This is a genomic window from Sinorhizobium americanum (assembly GCF_001651855.1).
Taxonomy (GTDB): domain Bacteria; phylum Pseudomonadota; class Alphaproteobacteria; order Rhizobiales; family Rhizobiaceae; genus Sinorhizobium; species Sinorhizobium americanum.
This window is the reverse complement of record NZ_LNQC01000026.1, coordinates 1-17891: the sequence shown is the minus strand read 5'-3', so window position 1 is coordinate 17891 and position 17891 is coordinate 1. Positions and strand designations below refer to the sequence as shown.

Sequence of the window (17891 nt, the reverse complement as noted above, 5' to 3'; positions counted from 1 at the left end):
GCTGCCGACGGCAGCAAAGAAGGTGCAAATGGCGCGCAAGCGCGATTTGCACGCGGCGCCGGCATCGTCGCCTCCATCGTCAAGTAACAACAAATCGGCTTGAGCCGGTTTTCGAGGACCCCGCGGGAAACCGCGGGGTCCTGTGTTTCTGCTGTTCGTCGCTCTCGCAACTTGAATCTAACTCGCCGGGATGGCAGGTTCCTGCGTCGTCAAAGGCGGAGGAGCAGATCGTGAAGAAGCGGATTCTCTTTACCGGCGGCGCCGGCAAGGCCGGTCGCCATGCCGTGCCCTATCTCGTCGAGGCCGGCTATGAAGTGCACAATGTCGACCTCGTTCCGCTCGACAGCCCTGGCGTCACCAACCTGATCGCCGACATCACCGACAGCGGCCAGATGTTCAACGCGCTGTCGATGCATCGGGACTTTCCCGATATGGATCAGGGCAGGGGGCCGCAACCCTTCGATGCCGTCGTCCACTTCGCCGCCATTCCGCGCATCCTCATCAAGCCGGACAACGAGACCTTCCGGGTCAATGTGATGGGGACCTACAACGTCATCGAGGCGGCCGTGAAGCTCGGCATCCGCAAGATCATCGTTGCGTCGAGCGAGACCACCTACGGGGTCTGCTTTGCCGAAGGTCATCGCGATTTCCACAGCTTCCCGCTGGAGGAGGATTACGACGTCGATCCGATGGACTCCTATGGGCTCTCGAAGGTGGTGAACGAGAAGACCGCGCGCGCCTTCGCGGAGCGGACCGGCTTCGACATCTATGCACTGCGCATCGGCAATGTGATCGAACCGCACGAATACGAGCGCTTTCCGCACTTTTTCGCGCATCCGGAGATCCGCAAGCGGATCGCCTGGAGCTATATCGATGCGCGAGACCTGGGGCAGATCGCCAAGCTTTGCATCGAAAAGGACGGGCTCGGCTTCGCGGTCTTCAACGCCTGCAACGACACCGTGTCGGCCAATACGCCGACCCGCGAGCTTGCCAGGCAGTTCTACCCGAATGTGCCCTTCACCCGGGAGATCGGGGAGTTCGAAGGGCTGCTGTCGAACAGAAAGATCCGTGAGGTACTCGGCTTCAAGGAGGAGCACGATTGGCGGAAATACGTAAAGCTTGATGCGTAGCGCCTGTGCGCTGGAGGCACCGGCGCCACGAGAAAATTTTCTTGGCACTTTTTGCGCTTTTGCTGCAAATACGCTTGAAAGCCCGCGGCAAACTGAATAAGAAGCCGCAGGCTTGAGAATGCATCCGGTCGCGGTTGTGTGTCTCGTCTAGGGGTATAGCTCAGTTGGTAGAGCGGCGGTCTCCAAAACCGCAGGTCGGGGGTTCGAGCCCCTCTGCCCCTGCCACTTTCCCTCGTTCTTGCCCTCTTTATTGAATTCGGCCAGAATGCGGGACGGGCGGCGCGGCCGTTCAGATATTCACAAAAAAGACCGATCGGCTCTTGTGGTTTTTGGAATCGGTCTTTATGTAGGGTCCAAACAGACACGCGGTGCGTGGGGCTGACACATCGGCTTTACGCGCCGTAATGGCGTGAGCATTTTATGGCATCCAAAACGAATCCATTCACGTTTCTGCAGCAGGTACGCTCCGAAACGTCAAAAGTGACTTGGCCTTCGCGGCGCGAGACGACGATCTCGACGCTGATGGTCTTCGTCATGGTCTCTTTTGCCGCCGCCTTCTTCTTTGGTGCGGACCAGTTGATGGGTTGGCTGATGAGCCTGATCCTCAACGTTGGCGCTTGATTTGGGTGGAGAGTTAGATGGCTGCGCGCTGGTATATCGTTCACGCCTATTCGAATTTCGAGAAGAAGGTTGCCGAATCGATCGAGGAGAAGGCGAGGCAGAAGGGCCTCTCGCATCTGTTTGAGAAGATTCTCGTTCCGACCGAAAAGGTCGTCGAGGTTCGCCGCGGCCGCAAGGTCGATTCCGAGCGGAAGTTCTTCCCGGGCTATGTTCTCGTGCGGGCGAATTTGACGGACGAGGCTTACCACCTCATCAAGAACACGCCAAAAGTGACCGGTTTTCTTGGCACGGACAGCAAGCCGGTGCCTATCCCGGACCATGAGGCGGATCGCATCCTCGGCCAGGTTCAGGATGGCGTCGAGCGTCCGAAGCCTTCGGTCTCGTTCGAGATCGGCGAGCAGGTTCGCGTGTCGGATGGACCTTTCGCCTCCTTCAACGGCATCGTGCAGGATGTCGACGAGGAGCGCTCGCGCTTGAAGGTCGAGGTGTCGATCTTCGGTCGCGCCACGCCGGTCGAGCTGGAATACGGCCAGGTCGAGAAGGTCTGAAAGAACGCAAGTTTATGAGAATGGGCAGGCTGACATGTCGGCCTGCTCCGGCGGAGCGATCCGCATGCGCGTGGGAGGGAGCCGGTCTTAGCCGGATCGGTACGTCCGCACCACGCAACCGCAGCCGCCGGTCAATCGACCGGCAAGGAAGCCGGGCAACCGGCTGAACAGTTCCCGCTTCGGTTTTGCCGGGCGGGGCAAAGAGAGGCAGAGAGAAATGGCTAAGAAAGTTGCAGGCCAGCTCAAGCTGCAGGTCAAGGCCGGCTCGGCGAACCCGTCGCCGCCGATCGGTCCTGCGCTTGGTCAGCGCGGCATTAACATCATGGAATTCTGCAAGGCGTTCAACGCCGCCACGCAGGAAATGGAAAAGGGTATGCCGATTCCGGTCGTCATCACCTATTACCAGGACAAGTCCTTCACCTTCGTCATGAAGCAGCCGCCGGTCAGCTACTTCCTGAAGCGCGAAGCGAAGATCCAGTCCGGTTCGAAGACCCCGGGCAAGGCAAAGGCCGGCTCGATCTCGAAGGCCCAGATCCGCACGATCGCCGAGGCCAAGATGAAGGACCTCAACGCTGCCGATATCGAAGGCGCAATGGCAATGGTCGAGGGCTCCGCCCGCTCCATGGGCCTGGAAGTGACGGGCTAAGACCATGGCGAAGATTGCAAAGCGTGTACAGAAGTCCCGTGAGGGCATCGATCCGGCGAAGATCTACGGCCTCACCGAAGCCGTTACGCTCGTCAAGGAGCGTGCGACCGCGAAGTTCGACGAGACGATCGAAGTGGCGATGAACCTCGGCGTCGACCCGCGCCATGCCGACCAGATGGTCCGCGGCGTCGTCAACCTGCCGAACGGCACCGGTCGCTCGGTTCGTGTCGCCGTTTTCGCCCGTGGTGCGAAGGCCGATGAGGCCAAGGCTGCCGGCGCCGACATCATCGGCGCGGAAGATCTGGTCGAAATCGTTCAGGGCGGCAAGATCGACTTCGATCGCTGCATCGCCACCCCGGACATGATGCCGCTCGTTGGCCGCCTCGGTAAGGTTCTCGGCCCGCGCGGCATGATGCCGAACCCGAAGGTCGGCACCGTCACCATGGATGTCGCCGCGGCCGTCAAGGCTTCGAAGGGCGGCGCCGTCGAGTTCCGCGTTGAGAAGGCCGGTATCGTTCACGCCGGCGTCGGCAAGGCATCCTTCGATGCCAAGGCGCTGGAAGAGAACATCCGCGCCTTCGCAGATGCGGTGATCAAGGCGAAGCCGACCGGCGCCAAGGGCAACTACGTCAAGCGCGTGGCCATCTCCTCGACGATGGGCCCAGGCCTCAAGATCGACCCGGCAACGCTCAGCGTCGCCTGATAATTCCGGGCTTCGGCCCAAACCGAATTTCCGGCCTTTCGGGGCCGGAAATATCCGGGCATCCGGCCCGGAATTCCTGTCCGAGATTGCGGGTGGTTCTACCTTAATCACCATTGCCCGCATGAGACGGGTAAGATCTGGATTTCAAGTGACGCCGCAGGCGTCGAAATTCGGTTCGAACCTCGCTTGCCTTGTGTCAGACCCGGCTCTCCCGGGAACGCCAAGGGACAGGATCCTTAAGCGTTGCTTGGGATCGAGCATGATCCCGGGTGACAAAGGCAAACCCGGCAGGGCTGCGATGAGCAACCCTGCCAACTGGAGACAGACAGTGGAAAGAGCGGAAAAACGCGAATTCGTCACGGAGCTGAACGAAGTCTTCAAGGCTTCCGGTTCGGTTGTCGTGGCCCACTATGCTGGTGTCACAGTTGCGCAGATGAACGACTTCCGTTCGAAGATGCGCGCTGCTGGCGGCACCGTCAAAGTCGCGAAAAACCGCCTGGCCAAGATCGCTCTTCAGGGCACGGAGTCTGAAGGGATGACCGATCTCTTCAAGGGACAGACGCTGATCGCTTACAGCGCCGATCCCGTAACGGCTCCGAAGGTCGTCGTGGATTTCGCCAAGACCAACGACAAGCTCGTTGTTCTGGGCGGCGCCATGGGGACAACCACGCTCAACCCCGAAGGTGTCAAGTCGCTCGCGACCCTGCCTTCGCTGGACGAGCTGCGCGCGAAGCTGCTGGGCCTTCTCAATGCCCCGGCAACCCGCGTCGCGACGGTTGTCGCAGCACCGGCAAGCCAGCTTGCCCGCGTGTTCTCGGCCTATGCCAAGAAGGACGAAGCCGCCTGAGGCGGAATTTCGCTGTTGTAATTAAAACCAGTTCGAACCGAACAAAAGGAAAAGTAAAATGGCTGATCTCGCAAAGATCGTTGAAGACCTCTCCTCGCTGACCGTCCTGGAAGCTGCTGAGCTTTCCAAGCTGCTCGAAGAAAAGTGGGGCGTTTCCGCCGCTGCTCCGGTAGCCGTTGCTGCCGTCGGCGGTGCTGCTGGCGGCGCTGCTGCCGCTGCAGAAGAAGAGAAGACCGAGTTCGACGTCATCCTGACGGATGCCGGCGCGAACAAGATCAACGTCATCAAGGAAGTCCGCGCCATCACCGGCCTCGGCCTCAAGGAAGCCAAGGACCTGGTCGAAGGCGCTCCGAAGGCTGTCAAGGAAGCAGTTTCCAAGGCTGAAGCTGCCGACCTCAAGAAGAAGCTCGAAGACGCTGGCGCCAAGGTTGACGTCAAGTAATTCGACCACATGCGAAGGGAGGGGGCCCCTTTGGGCCGCCTCTCTTTGACCGTTTTTGGAACATATTACCCAAAAGCCTGTCGAAAACGGCTTTTGGGTAATGGGTTCTTCAAGAGGATGGTCGCGATTGAAGGATAGCACAGCAATCCGTGCTGGCGTCTTTCGAAAGCTTGACGAGATTGAACGACTCATTTGATCGACGGGATCGACTGGCCATCGGTTCCCGTCCGTTGCAGGCCCGGATGCAAGATTGACAAGGAGCGACGATGGCTCAGACCCTTTCGTTCAACGGTCGTAGGCGCGTACGCAAGTTTTTTGGAAAGATCCCCGAAGTCGCAGAGATGCCGAACCTCATCGAGGTTCAGAAGGCGTCCTACGACCAGTTCCTCATGGTCGAAGAGCCCGCAGGCGGGCGTCCCGACGAGGGACTTCAAGCTGTTTTCAAGTCGGTATTTCCGATCAAGGATTTTTCGGGCGCTTCGATGCTCGAATTCGTGTCCTACGAATTCGAACCGCCGAAGTTCGACGTCGAGGAATGCCGCCAGCGCGACCTGACCTATGCGGCACCGCTCAAGGTGACCCTGCGCCTGATCGTGTTCGATATCGACGAGGATACCGGCGCGAAGTCGATCAAGGACATCAAGGAACAGAACGTCTACATGGGCGACATGCCGCTCATGACGGACAACGGTACCTTCATCGTCAACGGCACCGAGCGCGTCATCGTTTCGCAGATGCACCGTTCGCCGGGCGTCTTCTTCGATCATGACAAGGGCAAGAGCCATTCCTCCGGCAAGCTGCTGTTCGCCGCGCGCGTCATTCCGTATCGTGGTTCGTGGCTCGACATCGAATTCGACGCCAAGGACATCGTCCACGCCCGTATCGACCGCCGCCGCAAGATTCCGGTGACGTCGCTGCTGATGGCGCTCGGCATGGACGGCGAGGAAATCCTCGACACGTTCTACACGAAGTCGCTCTACCAGCGCGATGGCGATGGCTGGCGTGTGCCGTTCCAGCCGGATGCGCTGAAGGGCCAGAAGACGCTCGCCGACATGATCGATGCCGACACCGGCGAAGTGGTCGTCGAGGCCGGCAAGAAGTTGACGCCGCGGTTGCTGCGTCAGCTGCAGGAAAAGGGCCTGAAGGCGCTGAAGGCGACCGATGACGACCTTTACGGCAACTACCTTGCCGAGGACGTCGTCAACCTCGGAACCGGCGAAATCTACTTGGAAGCCGGCGACGAGATCGACGAGAAGACGCTGCCGGTCATTCTATCGGCCGGCTTCGACGAGATCCCGGTCCTTGACATCGACCATATCAATGTCGGCGCCTATATCCGCAATACCCTGACCGCCGACAAGAACGAGAACCGTCAGGACGCTCTGTTCGACATCTATCGCGTCATGCGTCCGGGCGAGCCGCCGACCATGGATTCGGCCGAAGCCATGTTCAACGCGCTGTTCTTCGACGCCGAGCGCTACGACCTCTCGGCCGTCGGCCGCGTCAAGATGAACATGCGTCTCGACCTCGACGTGCCGGATACGGTCCGTACGCTCCGCAAGGAAGACATCCTGGCGGTCGTCAAGATGCTGGTCGAATTGCGTGACGGCAAGGGCGAGATCGACGACATCGACAACCTCGGCAATCGCCGCGTCCGCTCGGTCGGCGAACTGATGGAGAACCAGTATCGCCTGGGTCTCCTGCGCATGGAGCGCGCGATCAAGGAGCGCATGTCGTCGATCGAGATCGACACCGTCATGCCGCAGGATCTGATCAACGCGAAGCCCGCCGCCGCCGCCGTTCGCGAATTCTTCGGCTCCTCGCAGCTGTCGCAGTTCATGGACCAAGTGAACCCCCTGTCTGAAATCACCCACAAGCGCCGCCTTTCGGCTCTTGGCCCGGGTGGTCTGACGCGCGAGCGCGCCGGCTTCGAAGTTCGCGACGTGCATCCGACCCATTACGGCCGCATCTGCCCGATCGAGACGCCGGAAGGCCCGAACATCGGTCTGATCAACTCGCTTGCGACCTTTGCCCGCGTCAACAAGTACGGCTTCATCGAGAGCCCGTACCGCAAGATCGTCGACGGCAAGGTGACCGGGGACGTGGTCTATCTGTCGGCGATGGAAGAGGCGAAGTATCACGTCGCACAGGCCAACTCGGTGCTGAACGACGACAACTCCTTCGCGGAAGAATTCGTCGTCTGCCGTCACGCCGGCGAAGTTATGCTGGCGCCGCGCGACAACATCAACCTGATGGACGTTTCGCCGAAGCAGCTCGTTTCGGTCGCCGCGGCGCTCATTCCGTTCCTCGAGAACGACGACGCCAACCGCGCGCTGATGGGCTCGAACATGCAGCGTCAGGCTGTGCCGTTGCTGAGAGCCGAGGCGCCGTTCGTCGGTACCGGTATGGAATCGGTCGTTGCGCGTGATTCCGGTGCTGCGATTGCCGCCCGCCGTGGCGGCGTCGTCGACCAGGTCGATGCGACGCGTATCGTTATCCGCGCCACCGAAGACCTCGATCCGTCGAAGTCGGGCGTCGATATCTACCGTCTGCAGAAGTTCCAGCGTTCGAACCAGAACACCTGCGTCAACCAGCGTCCGCTGGTCACCGTCGGTGACTTGGTCAACAAGGGCGACATCATTGCCGACGGCCCGTCGACGGATCTCGGCGATCTGGCGCTCGGCCGCAACGCGCTCGTCGCCTTCATGCCCTGGAACGGCTACAACTACGAAGACTCGATCCTGCTCTCCGAGCGGATCGTGCGCGATGACGTGTTCACCTCGATCCATATCGAGGAATTTGAGGTCATGGCACGCGACACCAAGCTCGGTCCGGAAGAAATCACGCGCGACATCCCGAACGTTTCGGAAGAAGCGCTGAAGAACCTTGACGAAGCCGGCATCGTCTATATCGGCGCCGAAGTTCAGCCGGGCGACATCCTGGTCGGCAAGATCACGCCGAAGGGTGAAAGCCCGATGACGCCGGAAGAGAAGCTTCTGCGCGCCATCTTCGGCGAAAAGGCGTCGGACGTCCGCGATACGTCGATGCGCATGCCGCCGGGCACCTTCGGTACGATCGTCGAAGTTCGCGTCTTCAACCGCCACGGCGTGGAGAAGGACGAGCGCGCCATGGCGATCGAACGCGAGGAGATCGAACGCCTCGCCAAGGACCGCGACGACGAGCAGGCGATCCTCGACCGCAACGTCTATGCGCGCCTGATCGATATGCTGCGCGGTCACGTTGCCGTTGCCGGCCCGAAGGGCTTCAAGAAGGGCACCGAGCTTTCGAATGCCGTCGTCAGCGAATATCCGCGCTCGCAGTGGTGGATGTTCGCCGTCGAAGACGAGAAGGCTCAGGGCGAGATCGAAGCGCTTCGCGCCCAGTACGACGAATCCAAGTCGCGCCTCGAACAGCGCTTCATGGACAAGGTCGAGAAGGTCCAGCGCGGCGACGAGATGCCCCCGGGCGTCATGAAGATGGTCAAGGTCTTCGTCGCCGTGAAGCGCAAGATCCAGCCGGGCGACAAGATGGCCGGCCGTCACGGCAACAAGGGCGTCGTGTCGCGGATCGTACCGATCGAAGACATGCCGTTCCTCGAAGACGGCACCCATGTCGACGTGGTGTTGAACCCGCTCGGCGTGCCGTCGCGCATGAATGTCGGTCAGATCCTCGAGACGCATCTGGGCTGGGCTTGCGCCGGCATGGGCAAGAAGATCGGCGCAATGCTCGAGGCCTACCACGAGAGTGGCGACATCAAGCCGCTGCGTCAGACGATCGACGACGTCATCGGATCAGGTCCGAAGGGCGAGCCGATCAAGCAGTACGATGATGAATCGATCGTCCGCTTGGCCGAGCAGACCCGCCGCGGCGTTTCGATCGCGACGCCGGTCTTCGACGGCGCGGTCGAGGCCGACGTCAACGAGATGTTGGAAAAGGCCGGCCTGAAGGTGACGGGCCAATCGACGCTCTATGACGGACGTACCGGTGACGCGTTCGACCGTCAGGTGACGGTAGGCTACATCTACATGCTGAAGCTCAACCACCTCGTCGACGACAAGATCCACGCCCGTTCGATCGGTCCGTACTCGCTCGTCACCCAGCAGCCGCTGGGCGGCAAGGCGCAGTTCGGCGGCCAGCGCTTCGGCGAAATGGAGGTCTGGGCGCTCGAAGCCTACGGCGCCGCCTACACGCTGCAGGAAATGCTGACCGTCAAGTCGGACGACGTGGCCGGCCGCACCAAGGTCTACGAGGCGATCGTCCGAGGCGACGATACGTTCGAGGCGGGCATTCCGGAGAGCTTCAACGTTCTCGTCAAGGAAATGCGCTCGCTCGGCCTGTCGGTGGAGTTGGAAAACTCCAAGGTCGACGATGTCGGCACTGCGGCGCAGCTGCCGGACGCGGCGGAGTAAGTGGATATCCGGTGCGTGCCGCGAAGCGGCGCGCACCGTTTCCGCCGCCGGGCATTCGGTTTGCCCGCGGCAGGAACAGGGCCGCACGCGATGCGGTTTTAGCTGTTTATGGGGCAGGGGTCGGCGCCCGGGATTTGCCGGCACCCTCGCCAAGCTCAGGGCGTAAAGCCCGCAAAGGAGACAGGCATGAACCAAGAGGTCATGAATCTTTTCAATCCGCAGGTGCCTGCACAGACCTTCGATTCCATCCGGATTTCGATCGCGTCGCCGGAGAAGATTCTTTCCTGGTCTTACGGTGAGATCAAGAAGCCGGAGACGATCAACTACCGCACCTTCAAGCCCGAGCGCGACGGTCTGTTCTGCGCGCGCATCTTCGGTCCGATCAAGGACTACGAGTGCCTGTGCGGCAAGTACAAGCGCATGAAGTACAAGGGCATCATCTGCGAAAAGTGCGGCGTCGAAGTGACGTTATCGCGCGTTCGCCGCGAGCGCATGGGCCATATCGAGCTCGCCGCGCCCGTTGCCCACATCTGGTTCCTGAAGTCGCTGCCGAGCCGCATTGCGACGCTGCTCGACATGACGCTGAAGGATATCGAGCGCGTCCTCTATTTCGAAAACTACATCGTCACCGAACCTGGCCTGACGTCGCTGAAGGAGAACCAACTCCTCAGCGAAGAAGAGTACATGATCGCCGTCGACGAGTTCGGCGAAGACCAGTTCACCGCGATGATCGGTGCCGAAGCGATCTACGAGATGCTCGCCTCGATGAATCTCGAGAAGATCGCCGGTGATCTGCGCGCCGAAATGGCCGAGACGAGCTCGGATCTGAAGCAGAAGAAGCTGATGAAGCGGCTGAAGATCGTCGAGAACTTCATGGAGTCCGGCAACCGTCCGGAGTGGATGATCATGAAGGTCGTTCCGGTGATCCCGCCGGACCTGCGTCCACTCGTGCCGCTTGACGGCGGCCGTTTCGCGACCTCGGACCTGAACGACCTCTACCGCCGCGTGATCAACCGTAACAACCGTCTGAAGCGGTTGATTGAACTGCGCGCGCCGGGCATCATCATACGCAACGAAAAGCGCATGCTGCAGGAATCCGTCGATGCGCTGTTCGACAACGGCCGTCGCGGCCGCGTCATCACCGGTGCCAACAAGCGTCCGCTGAAGTCGCTCTCTGACATGCTGAAGGGCAAGCAGGGCCGCTTCCGCCAGAACCTGCTCGGCAAGCGCGTCGACTATTCCGGCCGTTCGGTCATCGTGACCGGTCCGGAGCTCAAGCTGCACCAGTGCGGCCTGCCGAAGAAGATGGCGCTCGAGCTCTTCAAGCCGTTCATCTACGCCCGCCTCGACGCCAAGGGCTTCTCCTCGACCGTCAAGCAGGCGAAGAAGCTTGTGGAAAAGGAAAAGCCGGAAGTCTGGGATATCCTCGACGAGGTCATCCGCGAGCATCCGGTGCTCCTGAACCGCGCGCCGACGCTGCACCGCCTGGGCATCCAGGCCTTCGAGCCGATCCTAGTCGAAGGCAAGGCGATCCAGTTGCACCCGCTCGTCTGCACCGCCTTCAACGCCGACTTCGATGGCGACCAGATGGCCGTTCACGTGCCGCTGTCGCTCGAAGCCCAGCTTGAAGCCCGCGTGCTGATGATGTCGACGAACAACATCCTGCATCCGGCAAACGGCGCACCGATCATCGTTCCGTCGCAAGACATGGTTCTCGGCCTCTACTATCTGTCGATCATGAACCAGAACGAGCCGGGTGAAGGCATGGCCTTCTCCGACATGGGCGAACTGCACCATGCGCTGGAGACCAAGGCCGTCACCCTGCACGCCAAGATTCGCGGCCGCTACAAGAGCATCGACGCCGAGGGCAACCCGGTCTCGAAGATCTATGAGACGACGCCCGGTCGCATGATCATCGGCGAACTCCTGCCGAAGAACCCGAATGTTCCGTTCGAGATCTGCAACCAGGAGATGACCAAGAAGAACATCTCCAAGATGATCGACGCGGTCTATCGCCACTGCGGTCAGAAGGACACGGTGATCTTCTGCGACCGGATCATGCAGCTCGGCTTCTCGCATGCCTGCCGCGCCGGCATTTCGTTCGGCAAGGACGACATGGTGATCCCGGACACCAAGGTGAAGATCGTCGGCGACACGGAAGCGCTCGTGAAGGAATACGAGCAGCAGTACAATGACGGCCTGATTACCCAGGGCGAAAAGTACAACAAGGTCGTCGACGCCTGGGGCAAGGCAACCGAAAAGGTTGCCGAAGAGATGATGGCGCGCATCAAGGCGGTCGAATTTGACGACAATGGCCGCCAGAAGCCGATGAACTCGATCTACATGATGTCGCACTCGGGTGCTCGTGGTTCGCCGAACCAGATGCGCCAGCTGGGCGGCATGCGCGGCCTCATGGCCAAGCCGTCGGGCGAGATCATCGAAACGCCGATCATCTCGAACTTCAAGGAAGGCCTGACCGTGAACGAGTACTTCAACTCGACGCACGGTGCCCGTAAGGGTCTGGCGGACACCGCCTTGAAGACCGCGAACTCCGGTTACCTGACCCGCCGTCTCGTCGACGTCGCGCAGGACTGCATCGTCACGCATGTCGATTGCGGCACCGACAAGGGCCTGACCATGACGGCGATCGTCGATGCCGGTCAGGTCGTCGCCTCCCTCGGCCAGCGTATCCTCGGACGTACGGCGCTCGACAACATCGACAATCCGGTCACCGGCGAACGCATCGTCGACGCCGGCAAGATGATCCTCGAGGCCGACGTCGCCGTGATCGAAAAGGCCGGCATCCAGTCCGTCCGTATTCGTTCGGCGCTGACCTGCGAGATCCAGACCGGCGTCTGCGGCGTCTGCTACGGCCGTGACCTGGCCCGCGGTACGCCCGTCAACATGGGTGAAGCGGTCGGTGTCATCGCGGCGCAGTCGATCGGTGAGCCGGGCACGCAGCTGACCATGCGTACCTTCCACCTCGGCGGTACGGCGACCGTGGTTGACCAGTCGTTCCTGGAAGCGTCTTACGAAGGTACGGTCCAGATCAAGAACCGCAACATGCTGCGCAACTCCGATGGCGTACTGGTCGCGATGGGCCGCAACATGGCGATCCAGATCCTCGACGAACGCGGTGTCGAGCGCTCCTCGCAGCGCGTCGCCTATGGTTCGAAGATCTTCGTCGACGACGGCGACAAGGTGAAGCGCGGCCAGCGTTTCGCCGAGTGGGACCCCTACACCCGTCCGATGATGACGGAAGTGGAAGGTACCGTTCACTTCGAAGACGTCGTCGACGGCATCTCGGTTCTGGAATCCACGGACGAATCGACCGGCATCACCAAGCGCCAGGTCATCGACTGGCGTTCGACGCCGCGCGGCACGGACCTGAAGCCGGCGATCGTCATCAAGGACAAGAACGGCAGCATTACCAAGCTGTCCCGCGGCGGCGAGGCCCGCTTCATGCTCTCGGTCGATGCGATCCTTTCGGTCGAGCCGGGGCAGAAGGTCAGCCAGGGCGACGTTCTTGCCCGTTCGCCGCTCGAAAGCGCCAAGACCAAGGACATCACCGGTGGTCTGCCGCGCGTTGCCGAACTGTTCGAGGCACGCCGTCCGAAGGACCACGCCATCATCGCCGAGATCGATGGTACGGTTCGCTTCGGCCGCGACTACAAGAACAAGCGTCGCGTGCTGATCGAGCCGGCGGAAGACGGCGTCGAACCAGTCGAGTACCTGATCCCGAAGGGCAAGCCCTTCCATCTTCAGGACGGCGACTACATCGAGAAGGGCGACTACATCCTCGACGGCAACCCGGCGCCGCATGACATCCTGGCGATCAAGGGCGTGGAGGCGCTTGCGTCCTACCTCGTCAACGAGATCCAGGAAGTCTATCGTCTGCAGGGCGTTGTCATCAACGACAAGCACATCGAGGTGATCGTCCGGCAGATGCTGCAAAAGGTGGAAATCACCGACGCCGGTGACTCAAGCTACATCGTCGGCGACAACGTCGATCGCATCGAGCTTGAGGACGTCAACGACGCGCTGCTTGCCGAAGGCAAGAAGCCTGCCTACGGCGATCCGGTTCTCCTCGGCATCACCAAGGCCTCGCTGCAGACGCCGTCCTTCATTTCGGCCGCATCGTTCCAGGAAACCACCAAGGTGCTTACGGAAGCCGCGGTTGCCGGCAAGACGGACGGCCTGCAGGGTCTCAAGGAAAACGTCATCGTCGGTCGCCTCATCCCGGCCGGCACCGGTGGCACGATGACGCAGATCCGCCGCATCGCCACGGCGCGCGACGAGTTGATTCTCGAAGAGCGCCGCAAGGGTACGGGTGCGGATGCCGCGACGCCGATGCTCGCCGACATGGCGAACGAAAACGCTGCGGCCGAATGATCGGAAAGGAGAGGGTGGTTGCCACTCTCTTAGCCAATTGAAAAGCCGCCCGGACTAGGTCCGGGCGGCTTTGACGTTTCATCCATTAAAGTTTGCGTCAGCCGAATCGGATGATCGACACCTCGCCCTCGAGCGCACCCTGGTAGGCAGACGCATGCGGCTCCTCGTCGGGAATGTCGGTAAGCGTGCCGATCTGATCGAGATCCGCTTGGAAGAAGCCTTCCTCCGCAAGCGCGTTGAGAGCCTCTCGCACGGCGGTGTCGTCGTCCGGCGCCCGGAGCATCACATGAATTTCCACGCCCCCTTCGTCGCGGTCGTTCTCGTAGGCGCGGCCGATGATGACGAAGACCAGCGGCTCTTCTGGTGAATTGTCGTTGTCGGGCATGATGGGCATCGGAAAGTCCTCGTTCGGATTGCGGGTCACCTTAACCCGGTTTCCCCGCCTCGCGAAGGAAATAGGAGAGGCCATTCTTCTTGAGAAGCGGAATTTCGCCGGGTTGCAATGCGTCCGGAGAATTGGGCCGACTCACAGTTCGTGGAAACGCCGCTTGGTGTTACCGATTCTTTAACGGCAGAGACCAAGGCGATGTTCAATGCGCCACGTTCCTGCTCCGGAAGCAGGAAGCGTGCCGCAAAGCCTTGTTTCTCAGGCATATCAGGGCTGCAAGAGCGAGATTATTTGTTAATTGCCCTTGACGGATCGACCTGAAATCAGTACACCCCGCCGCATCAGAGCCCATGTGAGGCTGGCTGGTTCGGAACGTCGCGTTCTGGAGTTCGCCTCAAACAAGGTTCAAACGCACGCTGAAGACAAAAATGCTGCACGCAAGACGCGCGAAATAGTGCGTCCTCTGCTTTTGTTGGGGCCATCTGCGAAAAGGCGGATCGGCCCTCGTTTTGCGCATTTCATAGGCGTTCGGTACCGATCCGCCCGAGAGGGTAACGAGACAAGTTTTTGCAAGGGATGGTTACATGCCTACCGTAAACCAGCTGATCCGCAAGCCGCGTCAGGCACAGGTAAAGCGCAACAAGGTTCCTGCTCTGCAGGAAAACCCGCAGAAGCGCGGCGTTTGCACCCGCGTCTACACGACGACCCCGAAGAAGCCGAACTCGGCTCTGCGTAAGGTTGCAAAGATCCGCCTGACGAACGGCTTCGAAGTGATCGGCTACATTCCCGGTGAAGGCCACAACCTTCAGGAGCACTCCGTGGTGATGATCCGCGGCGGCCGCGTGAAGGACCTTCCGGGTGTCCGTTACCACATCATCCGCGGCGTTCTCGATACGCAGGGTGTGAAGAATCGCAAGCAGCGTCGTTCGAAGTACGGCGCCAAGCGTCCGAAATAACATCGCAACCGGCGCCATTTCGCTGGTCACTAGATAAAAAGTTGAGAGACGAAAAGTATGTCCCGACGCCATAGAGCAGAAAAGCGTGAGATCAACCCGGATCCGAAGTTCGGTGATCTGGTCGTCACGAAGTTTATGAACGCAATCATGTTGGACGGTAAGAAATCCGTCGCAGAAAGCATCGTCTATGGTGCCTTCGAAGCAGTCCAGTCTAAGCTGAAGCAGGAGCCGATCGGCGTGTTCCATTCGGCTCTCGACAACATTGCTCCGCATGTCGAAGTGCGTTCGCGCCGCGTCGGTGGTGCTACCTACCAGGTGCCGGTCGATGTTCGGCCGGAGCGTCGCCAGGCCCTCGCCATCCGCTGGCTGATCGCGGCCGCACGCAAGCGCAACGAAACGACCATGGTCGATCGCCTCTGCGGCGAACTCATGGACGCAGCAAACAACCGTGGCAGCGCCGTCAAGAAGCGCGAAGACACGCACAAGATGGCCGATGCCAACCGTGCGTTCTCGCACTATCGCTGGTAACGGCAACACGTCTCGAAAGGCAGTCACCCATGGCTCGCGAATATAAAATCGAAGACTACCGAAATTTCGGTATCATGGCGCACATCGACGCCGGCAAGACGACGACGACCGAGCGCATCCTCTACTACACCGGCAAGTCCCATAAGATCGGCGAAGTCCACGACGGCGCCGCGACGATGGACTGGATGGAGCAGGAACAGGAACGCGGCATTACGATCACGTCTGCAGCCACCACGACCTTCTGGAAGGGCCGTGACGGCAAGACGCGTCGCTTCAACATCATCGACACCCCCGGTCACGTCGACTTCACCATCGAAGTCGAGCGTTCGCTGCGCGTTCTCGACGGCGCCATCGCTCTTCTCGATGCCAACGCCGGCGTCGAGCCGCAGACGGAGACCGTCTGGCGCCAGGCCGAGAAGTACAACGTTCCGCGCATGATCTTCTGCAACAAGATGGACAAGACCGGCGCGGACTTCTACCGCTCCGTTGAGATGATCAAGACCCGTCTCGGCGCAACCGCGGTCGTCATGCAGCTGCCGATTGGCGCTGAAAGCGAATTCAAGGGCGTTGTCGATCTCATCGAAATGAACGCGCTGGTCTGGCGCGACGAGTCGCTCGGCGCCCAGTGGGACGTCGTCGAAATTCCGGCCGACATGCAGGCAAAGGCTGAAGAATACCGCGAAAAGCTGATCGAGACGGTTGTCGAGATCGACGAAGCGGCTATGGAAGCCTATCTGGAAGGCACCTATCCGGACAACGACAAGATCCGTGAACTGGTTCGTCGCGGCACCATCGACGTGAAGTTCCACCCGATGTTCTGCGGTACGGCCTTCAAGAACAAGGGCGTTCAGCCGCTGCTCGACGCCGTTGTCGACTACCTGCCGTCGCCCGTCGATATTCCGGCGATCAAGGGCATTGACGTCAAGACCGAAGGCGAAATCAGCCGTAAGGCCGACGACAACGAGCCGCTTTCGATGCTGGCGTTCAAGATCATGAACGACCCCTTCGTCGGTTCGCTGACCTTCGCCCGCATCTATTCCGGCAAGCTCGAAAAGGGCACGTCGGTGATGAACACGGTCAAGGAAAAGCGCGAGCGCGTCGGCCGCATGCTGCAGATGCACTCCAACTCGCGTGAAGACATCGAAGAAGCCTTTGCCGGCGACATCGTTGCTCTTGCGGGCCTCAAGGAAACCACCACCGGTGATACGCTCTGCGATCCGCTGAAGCCGGTTATCCTCGAGCGTATGGAATTCCCCGAGCCGGTCATCCAGATCGCCATCGAGCCGAAGACCAAGGGCGACCAGGAAAAGATGGGCCTCGCGCTCAACCGCTTGGCTGCAGAAGACCCGTCCTTCCGCGTCAAGACCGACGAGGAATCCGGCCAGACCATCATTGCCGGCATGGGCGAGCTTCACCTCGACATTATCGTCGACCGCATGCGTCGCGAGTTCAAGGTCGAAGCATCCGTCGGTGCTCCGCAGGTTGCCTACCGTGAGACGATCACGCGTCAGCACGAAGAAGACTACACGCACAAGAAGCAGTCCGGTGGTACCGGCCAGTTTGCCCGCGTCAAGCTTGTCTTCGAGCCGAACCCGGAAGGCGAGGACTTCGTCTTCGAATCCAAGATCGTCGGCGGTGCGGTTCCGAAGGAATACATTCCGGGCGTTCAGAAGGGCATCGAAAGTGTTCTGTCGTCGGGTCCGCTTGCCGGCTTCCCGATGCTGGGCGTCAAGGCGACCCTCATCGACGGCGCGTTCCACGATGTCGACTCGTCGGTTCTGGCGTTCGAAATCGCTTCGCGTGCATGCTTCCGTGAAGCAGCGAAGAAGGCCGGTGCTCAGCTCCTCGAGCCGATCATGAAGGTCGAGGTGGTAACGCCGGAAGATTACGTCGGTGACGTGATCGGCGACCTGAACTCTCGCCGTGGTCAGATCCAGGGCCAGGAATCGCGCGGCGTCGCCGTGGTGATCAATGCCCACGTGCCGCTCGCGAACATGTTCAAGTACGTCGACAACCTGCGCTCGATGTCGCAGGGCCGCGCTCAGTACACGATGCTGTTCGATCACTACGCGCCGGTTCCGTCGAACGTCGCGCAGGAAATCCAGGCGAAGTATTCCGGTCAGAAGTGACCGGAATATCCCCGCGCTGAAACAGAATGAAAAGATTTCCCCTCTAAGGGACAGGAAACGGAGAGCCGAAAATGGCAAAGAGCAAATTCGAGCGCAACAAGCCGCACGTCAACATCGGCACGATTGGCCACGTTGACCATGGCAAGACGTCG

13 protein-coding genes, 1 tRNA gene and 1 pseudogene are annotated in these 17891 nt (G+C 60.5%); 14 read left to right on the top strand and 1 reads right to left on the bottom strand.

Features of this window, described 5'->3' with window-relative positions:
* Nucleotides 1-230: 230 nt before the first annotated feature.
* From ATC00_RS00560 to rpoC, 10 genes are all read left to right on the top strand, one after another.
* The gene (locus tag ATC00_RS00560; RefSeq protein WP_037382902.1) at nt 231-1130 is read left to right on the top strand and encodes an NAD-dependent epimerase/dehydratase family protein; all 900 of its coding nucleotides are present in this window, start codon (nt 231-233) and stop codon (nt 1128-1130) included.
* Between the two features lie 149 nt (nt 1131-1279).
* Nucleotides 1280-1355, top strand: a tRNA-Trp gene (locus tag ATC00_RS00555).
* A 195-nt stretch (nt 1356-1550) separates the two neighbouring features.
* Entirely contained in the window at nt 1551-1751 is a 201-nt protein-coding gene (secE, locus tag ATC00_RS00550) for a preprotein translocase subunit SecE (RefSeq protein WP_012707741.1), read from the top strand.
* 17 nt (nt 1752-1768) lie between these two features.
* A complete protein-coding gene (nusG, locus tag ATC00_RS00545) occupies nt 1769-2299 on the top strand; it encodes a transcription termination/antitermination protein NusG (RefSeq protein ID WP_018239477.1) in 531 nt (176 codons plus the stop codon).
* 217 nt (nt 2300-2516) lie between these two features.
* On the top strand, nt 2517-2945 hold the full coding sequence (gene rplK, locus ATC00_RS00540) for a 50S ribosomal protein L11 (protein WP_034858872.1): 429 nt from the start codon (nt 2517-2519) through the stop codon (nt 2943-2945).
* A 4-nt stretch (nt 2946-2949) separates the two neighbouring features.
* A complete protein-coding gene (gene rplA / locus ATC00_RS00535; RefSeq protein WP_064251624.1) occupies nt 2950-3648 on the top strand; it encodes a 50S ribosomal protein L1 in 699 nt (232 codons plus the stop codon).
* A 328-nt stretch (nt 3649-3976) separates the two neighbouring features.
* Nucleotides 3977-4495 (top strand): 50S ribosomal protein L10, encoded by a 519-nt coding sequence (gene rplJ, locus ATC00_RS00530; protein ID WP_064251623.1) that lies wholly within the window; start codon nt 3977-3979, stop codon nt 4493-4495.
* A gap of 58 nt (nt 4496-4553) precedes the next feature.
* Complete coding sequence (rplL, locus tag ATC00_RS00525) at nt 4554-4937, top strand: 50S ribosomal protein L7/L12 (protein WP_037382910.1); 384 nt, start codon at nt 4554-4556, stop codon at nt 4935-4937.
* A 266-nt stretch (nt 4938-5203) separates the two neighbouring features.
* Nucleotides 5204-9346: a DNA-directed RNA polymerase subunit beta gene (rpoB, locus tag ATC00_RS00520; RefSeq protein ID WP_064251622.1), complete on the top strand. Its 4143-nt coding sequence runs from the start codon at nt 5204-5206 to the stop codon at nt 9344-9346.
* Between the two features lie 186 nt (nt 9347-9532).
* Nucleotides 9533-13738 carry a DNA-directed RNA polymerase subunit beta' gene (gene rpoC / locus ATC00_RS00515; protein WP_037382913.1) on the top strand — a complete coding sequence of 1402 codons (4206 nt, stop codon included), beginning with the start codon at nt 9533-9535 and terminating at the stop codon, nt 13736-13738.
* A 97-nt stretch (nt 13739-13835) separates the two neighbouring features.
* Here rpoC and ATC00_RS00510 read toward each other — a convergent pair whose 3' ends face one another.
* Nucleotides 13836-14132, bottom strand: a complete 297-nt coding sequence (locus tag ATC00_RS00510) for a hypothetical protein (RefSeq protein WP_037382921.1) — start codon at nt 14130-14132, stop codon at nt 13836-13838.
* 578 nt (nt 14133-14710) lie between these two features.
* Here ATC00_RS00510 and rpsL point away from each other — a divergent pair.
* The 4 genes and pseudogenes from rpsL to ATC00_RS33165 all read left to right on the top strand — a co-directional run.
* On the top strand, nt 14711-15082 hold the full coding sequence (rpsL, locus tag ATC00_RS00505; RefSeq protein WP_003507760.1) for a 30S ribosomal protein S12: 372 nt from the start codon (nt 14711-14713) through the stop codon (nt 15080-15082).
* Nucleotides 15083-15139: 57 nt separating this feature from the next.
* A complete protein-coding gene (gene rpsG / locus ATC00_RS00500; RefSeq protein ID WP_037382916.1) occupies nt 15140-15610 on the top strand; it encodes a 30S ribosomal protein S7 in 471 nt (156 codons plus the stop codon).
* Between the two features lie 29 nt (nt 15611-15639).
* Complete coding sequence (gene fusA / locus ATC00_RS00495; RefSeq protein WP_037382918.1) at nt 15640-17739, top strand: elongation factor G; 2100 nt, start codon at nt 15640-15642, stop codon at nt 17737-17739.
* A gap of 71 nt (nt 17740-17810) precedes the next feature.
* A pseudogene (locus tag ATC00_RS33165) lies at nt 17811-17891 on the top strand (GTP-binding protein); the annotation flags it as partial.